The 7,370-nt window shown below is 70.7% G+C and carries 1 protein-coding gene; it reads right to left on the bottom strand.

Features of this window, described 5'->3' with window-relative positions:
• A partial coding sequence (locus AB0F71_RS39495) for an amino acid adenylation domain-containing protein (RefSeq protein ID WP_360246051.1) occupies positions 1 to 7,370 on the bottom strand: 7,370 nt, incomplete at both ends.

A 7,370-nucleotide genomic window follows, 5' to 3' on the forward strand; every position in this document is an offset into this window, starting at 1 on the left:
GCCGTACGGATGCGGCTGATCAGACGGGTGGCCAGCAGCGAGTGACCGCCCAGGTCGAAGAAGCCGTCGTCGACCCCCACGCTCGACAGACCGAGGACCTCCGCGAACGCCGCACCGAGGATCTGCTCCTGCGGGGTGCGGGCAGCGCGTCCGGCGACGGCCACGGTGTAGACCGGGGCCGGCAGGGCGTCGCGGTCGATCTTCCCGTTGCGCGTCAGCGGGATGCTGTCGATCACCATGACGGCAGCCGGGACCATGTAGTCCGGCAGCTGCCGTCGCAGCCGGTCGCGCACCTCCTCGGCGGAGACACCGTGCTCCGTCTCCGGGACGACGTAGGCCACCAGGCGGGTGTCGCCGGGCTGGTCCTCGCGGGCGATCACGACGGCCTGGGCGACCTCGGGGTGCCGGGTGAGGGCGGCCTGGATCTCGCCGGGCTCGATCCGGAACCCGCGGATCTTCACCTGGTGGTCGGTACGGCCCAGATACTCCAGCTCACCTTCCCCGTTCCAGCGCACCAGGTCACCCGTGCGATACATCCGGCTCCCGGCCCCGCCGAACGGGTCCGCGACGAACCGCTCCGCCGTCAGGCCGGGACGGTTCAGGTAGCCGCGGGCCAGGCCCCGGCCGGCGAGGTAGAGCTCGCCGGGGATGCCCGGCGGGACCTGGCGCAGGTTCTCGTCCAGGACGCGGGCATGGGTGTTGTGGTTGGGAGCGCCGATGGGCGTACGCAGGTCGGCCAGGGGGCGGCTGATGGTGGTGGAGATGGTGGTCTCGGTCGGGCCGTAGAGGTTGGCCATGTGACGGCCCGGCGCCCACAGGGCGACCAGGTCCGGCGGGCAGGCCTCGGCACCGACGATGAGGCTGGACAGGTCGGTCAGCGTGTCGGGGGCACCAGCCGGGAGGGTGGCCAGGATCGACGGCGGGATGAACGCGTGGGTGATCCGCCGGTCGGCCAGGACCCGCAGAAGGTCCTCACCCGCGAGACGACCCGGCGGGGGCACGACCAGCGTGCCGCCGTTGCTGAGAGCCATCAGCAGTTCCAGCACGGAGGCGTCGAAACTCGGCGAGGCCAGCTGCACGACCCGGCTGTCCGCCGTGGTCAGGCAACGCTCGACCAGGGTCGAGGCCAGCGAGGCCAGACCCGTGTGGGTGACCGTCGCGCCCTTGGGGCGGCCGGTGGAGCCCGAGGTGTAGATGGTGTACGCGGTGTTCGCGGCCGTGAGCGGCGCGATCCGGTCCGCATCGGTCGGGTCGGTGGCGGGCTGCGCCTGCCAGACCTCGGCCAGCTCCTCGACCGCCAGCCCGTCCAGCAGTCCGTCCGGCAGCCCCGGTGCCAGTTCCGCGGTGGTGAGCAGCAGCACGGGAGCGGCGTCGGCGAGCATGTAGGCGATGCGGTCGGCCGGGTAGTCCGGGTCCACCGGCAGGTAGCCGGCGCCTGCCTTCACCACGCCCAGGATCGCCGCGAACAGCTCGGCGCCACGCGGCAGCGCCAGGCCGACGAGCTGCTCGGCACCGATGCCCCGGCCGATCAGCCAGTGCGCGATCCGGTTCGCCCGGGCGTTCAGCTCGGCGTACGTCCAGGACGCGTCACCCGCCTCCAGTGCGACGGCATCGGGGGTGGCCTGCACGCGGGCCTGGAACAGCTCCGGCAGCGTGGCGTCGTCGATCTCCGGCCGGGCCGTGGTCGCCCACTCCCGCAGCCGGACCTCCTCCCCCTCGGTGAGGACGTCCAGCGAACCGATCGGCCGGGACGGATCAGCGGCGACCGCCCTCAGCAACCGGACCCAACGCGCGATCAGCGCCTCGATCGTCGACCGGTCGTACAACTCCGTCGCGAACTCGATCACACCGTTCATACCGGAGGGCTCACCGTTGTCGCCACGATCCTCGGCCACGACGACGGAGAGGTCGAATCGCGCAGTGCCGGTGCCGATACCGCCGGACTCGACGTGGAGTCCGGGCAGCTCGAAGGGCGCCTGCTGGGTGGTCTGGAGCCCCAGGGAGATCTGGAACAGTGGGTGGTGGCTGGAGGAGCGGTGCGGGTTGAGCGCCTCCACCAGGTGCTCGAAGGGGATGTCCTGGTGGGCATAGGCCTCCAGGCTGGTCCGGCGGACCTGGGCGAGCAGGTCGGTGAAGGCCGGGTTGCCCGCCGTGTCGGTGCGCAGGACCAGGGTGTTGACGAAGAAGCCGATCAGCTGGTCGAGGTTCTCGTCCGTGCGTCCGGCGATCGGGGCACCGAGCGGGATGTCCGTGCCGGCGCCCAGCCGGGTCATCAGGGCGGCGAACGACGCCTGCAACACCATGAACATCGTCGTGCCGCTGGAACGGGCCAACTCGGACAACGCCTGGTGCAGATCCGCGTCGATACCGAAGGTGGCGGCGTCGCCCGCGTAGCCGGCCACCGCCGGCCGGGGCCGGTCGGTGGGCACGGTCACCTGCTCCGGCAGACCGGCCAACTGCTGCGCCCAGTACTGCTGCTGGCGCACGAACGGGCTGTCCGGGTCACTGTCGTCGCCCAGCAGCTCGCGCTGCCACAGCGTGTAGTCCGCGTACTGCACCGGCAGCTGCGGCCAGTCCGGCTCGGCACCGGTCAGGCGGGCGGAGTAGGCCGTGACCAGGTCCCGGGCCAGCGGCGCCATCGACCAACCGTCACCCGCGATGTGGTGCAGCACCAGCAACAGCACCGACTCCGTCGGACTGACCGTGAACAGCTCGGCGTGCAACGGAACCTGAGCGGAGAGGTCGAACCCGTGGCGCGCGGCCAGCTCCAGGGCCCGCATGACGTCGTCCTGCTCGCACGGACGGACGTGCAGGTCAACACGGGCCTGCTCGGGGGCGAGAACGCGCTGCCGCGGCTGCCCGTCGACCTCCTCGAAGACCGTACGCAACGCCTCATGGCGCGCGATGACGTCGTTGAGGGCCTCCCCCAGCGCCTGCCGGTCCAGCTCACCGGTCAGCCGCAGGGCCAACGGCATGTTGTAGGTGGCCGAGGGGCCCTCGAGCTGGTGCAGGAACCACAGCCGCTGCTGCGCGAAGGACAGCGGCAGCACCTCGGGACGAGGCATCACAACCAGAGCGGGACGCGCCGCGCCCTCGCCCAGCCGCGCGGAGAGCCGGGCGACGGTCGGTGCCTCGAACAGCACCTGGAGCGGCAGCTCGGTGCCGAGGGTGCTCCGCACCCGGCTGCTGAGCTGGGTCGCCAACAGCGAATGGCCGCCGAGCGCGAAGAAGTCGTCATCGATCCCGACCCCGGGCACACCCAGGACCTCGGCGAACAGGGTGCAGAGGATCTCCTCCTGCGGCGTGCGAGCCGCACGACCCCCAGCGGTGGACGCGTAGTCCGGCGCCGGAAGGGCCTTGCGGTCGATCTTCCCGTTCGGCGTCAGCGGAAGGCGGTCCAGCGTGACGATCGCCGACGGCACCATGTAGTCCGGCAGCTGTGCCTGCAACACCTGACGCAACGCCGTCACCAGCGAGCCACCGGTCCGCGCCCGCGCCGGAGCATTCGTCAGAACCGAACCGGCCACGCCGGACGACCGATAGACACCGGTCACCGCCGGACCGCTGCCCACCGGCAGCAGGACCGCATCGAAGGCGGCCGGCTGCTCGGAGTTCCAGGTGGTGACCGCGTCCAAGCCGCGCTCGGTGGCCCAGCGGTGGAAGGCCTCCGGGTCGATGCCGGTGGCCGAGCCGATCGCCGAACGGATGGCGGTCAGGTCCTTGCCGGTGTCCAGGGCCTCGACGGCGGCGGCCTCGCCCGTCAGGCGGGCGTTAGGGACACCCGTCACACGCAGACCGCCCTCGACCGGACGCTCCCCGAGCTCATCCAGCGTCGTCACGTCCGTTCCCCAGCGCACCACCGGCACGCCGGCCAGGTCACCCGACCCGGCCAGGTCGGTCGGCTCCGCCGGGTTCTTGTGGAGGGTGACGTCGTAGCGGTGGCGGGTCAGCTCGTTGTGCGCCGAACCGCGCTTGATCCGGACGTCCACACCCGCACCGTGCTCGGCGGCGAAAGCGGTGAAGTAGTCCGGGTGGACCAGGAGTTCCTTCTCCACGACCACCGCGCGCTCCACCGCGGAACGCAGCTTCGCGGCATCGGCGGCCTTCGGCGTCTGCACCGCGGTCTGGAGGGTGCTCAGGAGCCCGGCGTGGCGGATGTCGCCCAGGAAGACCCGGCCGTTCTCGGCGAGAAGGTGGAAGGCCTGGGTGAGGACGGAGGTGAGGTAGTCGCGGTTGGGGAAGTACTGCGCGACGGAGTTGATCACGACCGTGTCGAAGTAGCCCGTCGGCAGACCGGTGAAGTCCTCCGCGCTCTGGCAGGACACCCGCACGTGCTCCCAACCGCGCTCGGCGACCTGCTCGACCAGGCGTGTCACCACCGCCTGGGACAGGTCCGTGCCCCAGTACGACTCCACCTCCTCCGCCAGCGGTGCCATCAGCAGACCCGAACCGACACCGATCTCCAGCACACGCCTCGGCGCGAAGGAGCGGATCCGCTCCACCGTCGCCGCACGCCACTCCCGCATCTCCTCCAACGGGATCGCCTCACCCGTGTACGAGCTGTCCCACCCCGCGAAGTCCTCACCCAACGGCGCCGTGGGCCGCTCGTACACCGAGTCGTACAACTCCCGCCAGTCCCCGACCTGCTCAGCGGCATCGACCTCGACACCACCACCGGTCTCGGGAACCACGTAGGCCACCAGGCGGGTGTCACCGGGCTGGTCCTCACGCGGGACCACCACTGCCTGCGCGACCTCCGGCTGCCTGGTGAGGGCGGCCTGGACCTCTCCGGGCTCGATCCGGAAACCACGGATCTTCACCTGCTCATCCGTACGGCCCAGGTACTCCAGCTCACCGTCCCGGCTCCACCGCGCCAGGTCACCCGTGCGATACATCCGCTCGCCCGGCACACCGAAGGGATCCGCCACGAAGCGCTCGGAACTCAGACCCGGCCGGTTCAGGTAGCCACGAGCCAGACCCCGGCCCGCGAGGTACAACTCACCCGCAACACCCTGCGGCACCTGCTCCAGGTTCTCGTCCAGCACGTACACCCGCGTGTTGACCACCGGCCGACCGATCGGCACATACGCACCCGACAGCGGCTCACTGGCCGTCGCACCAACCGTCGACTCCGTCGGACCGTACGCATTGATCATCCGACGACCCACCGACCACCGCTCCGCCAGATCCGGCGGGCACGCCTCACCGGCCACCACCACCGTCTCCAGACCCGGCAAAGCGGCCTCGACACCCACCGGCAGACTCGCCAACGCCGACGGCGGCAGCGTCACATGCGTGACCCCCCGCTCGGCCAGCACCCGGCCCAGCTCCTCACCCGCCAAGCGCCGCGACCCCGCCACCACCAAAGCCGCACCGGTCGCCAGTGCCATCACCAGCTCCCACACCGCCGCATCGAACCCCGGCGAAGCGAACTGCAACACCCGGCTCTCCGCCGACACCCCGAACCGCTCCACCAGCGTCACCGCCAACGACGCCAACCCCGAATGCGTAACCGCCACACCCTTGGGCCGACCCGTCGAACCCGACGTGTAGATCGTGTAAGCCGTGTTCAACGAGGACAGCGGCGCAACCCGATCCGCATCGGTCGGATCCGTGACCGGCTGCCCCTCCCAGACCTCGGCCAGCTCCTCCACCGCCAGCACGTCCGCCAAGCCGGACGACAGCCCGGACGGCAGCCCGGACGCCAGCTCCCCACTGGTGAGCAGCACTGCGGGAGCCGCGTCGGCGAGCATGTACGCGATCCGCTCCGCGGGATAGTCCGGATCCACCGGCAGATAGCCGGCACCCGCCTTCACGATGCCCAGCACCACCGCCACCTGCACGGCACTACGCGGCAACACCACACCCACGAGGTCCTCGGCACCGACACCCCGCGAGATCAGCCAGTGCGCGACCTGGTTCGCCCGCGCGTTCAACTCCGCATACGTCCACGACACCTCACCCGCGTCCACGGCCTCGGCGGACGGCGCGGCCTGCACCTGCGCCTGGAACAGCTCGGGCAGCGTCGGCTGTTCGGCTCGCTCCGACTTGACCACCCGGTCGAGGCGTTCCCACAAGGTCAGGATGTTCAGGGCACCGATCCGCTGGGACGGGTCGGCGACCACCCCCCGCAGCACCTGCGTCCACCGTTCGATCAGCGTCTCGATCGTGGCCCGGTCGTACAGGTCCGTCGCGAACTCGATGAACCCGCTGATGCCCCTCGGGGCGCGATCGACGTCGTGCTCCTCCCCCAGGCTGATGAGCACGTCGAGGCGTGAGGTGCTGGTGTGCGTCTCCTCCGGGCGGACCCGGAGGTCCGGCAGCTTGAAGTCCGCCTCCTCCGTGTTCTGCAGCACGAAGGCCACCTGGAAGAGCGGGTGGTGCCCGGCGGAGCGGTGCGGGTTGAGCTTCTCCACCAGGTACTGGAACGGGATGTCCTGGTGGGCGTGGGCCGCCAGACTGGTCCGGCGCACCTGGGCGAGCAGATCGGTGAAGACCGGGTTGCGAGCCGTGTTGGTGCGCAGCACGAGCGAGTTGACGAACAGTCCGATGAGGTCGTCGAGGTTCTCGTCGGTGCGCCCGGCGATACCGCTGCCGATCGGGATGTCCGTCCCGGCGCCGAGCCGGGTCATCAGCGCGGCCATGGAGGCCTGGAGCACCATGAACACGGTCGTGTCGGTGGCACGGGCCAGCTCGGCGAGGTCCCGGTGCAGGTCCGCGTCGAAGTTCAGCCGGACGACATCGCCGGCGTAGCTGGCGACGGCGGGGCGGGGCCGGTCACCGGGGATGGTGACCTGCTCCGGCAGACCAGCGAGCTGCTCGGCCCAGTATTCGTACTGACGGGTGAACGCGCTGGTCACGTCGGTCTCCTTGCCGAGAAGGTGGCGTTGCCAAAGGGTGTAGTCGGCGTACTGGACGGGCAGTTGCGGCCAGTCGGGCGCGGCGCCGGTCCGGCGTGCGGTGTAGGCGGCGATCAGGTCCCGGGCCAGCGGCGCCATCGACCAGCCGTCGGCCGCGATGTGGTGGACGATCAGCATCAGCACCGACTCCGCCGGGCTGATGGTGAACAGCCTTGCGTGCAGCGGTACTTGGGCGGACAGGTCGAACTCGTGGCGAGCGGCCAGGTTCAGCGTCGGAGTGACGTCGGCCTCGTCGATCTGCTGAACGTGCAGGGCGACCCGGGCCTGATCACCGGGAGCGAGGATGTGCTGGCCGGGCTGTCCTTCGACCTCGCGGAAGACGGTGCGCAGCGCCTCGTGCCGGGTGACCACGTCATTGAGGGCCTCCTGCAGCGCCTCCCGGTCCAGGTCGCCCGTCAGGCGCAGGGCGAAGGCCATGTTGTAGGTGGCGGAGGGGCCTTCCAGCTTGTG

The organism is Kitasatospora sp. NPDC028055, assembly GCF_040637885.1.
In the GTDB taxonomy this organism is placed as follows: Bacteria; Actinomycetota; Actinomycetes; order Streptomycetales; family Streptomycetaceae; genus Kitasatospora.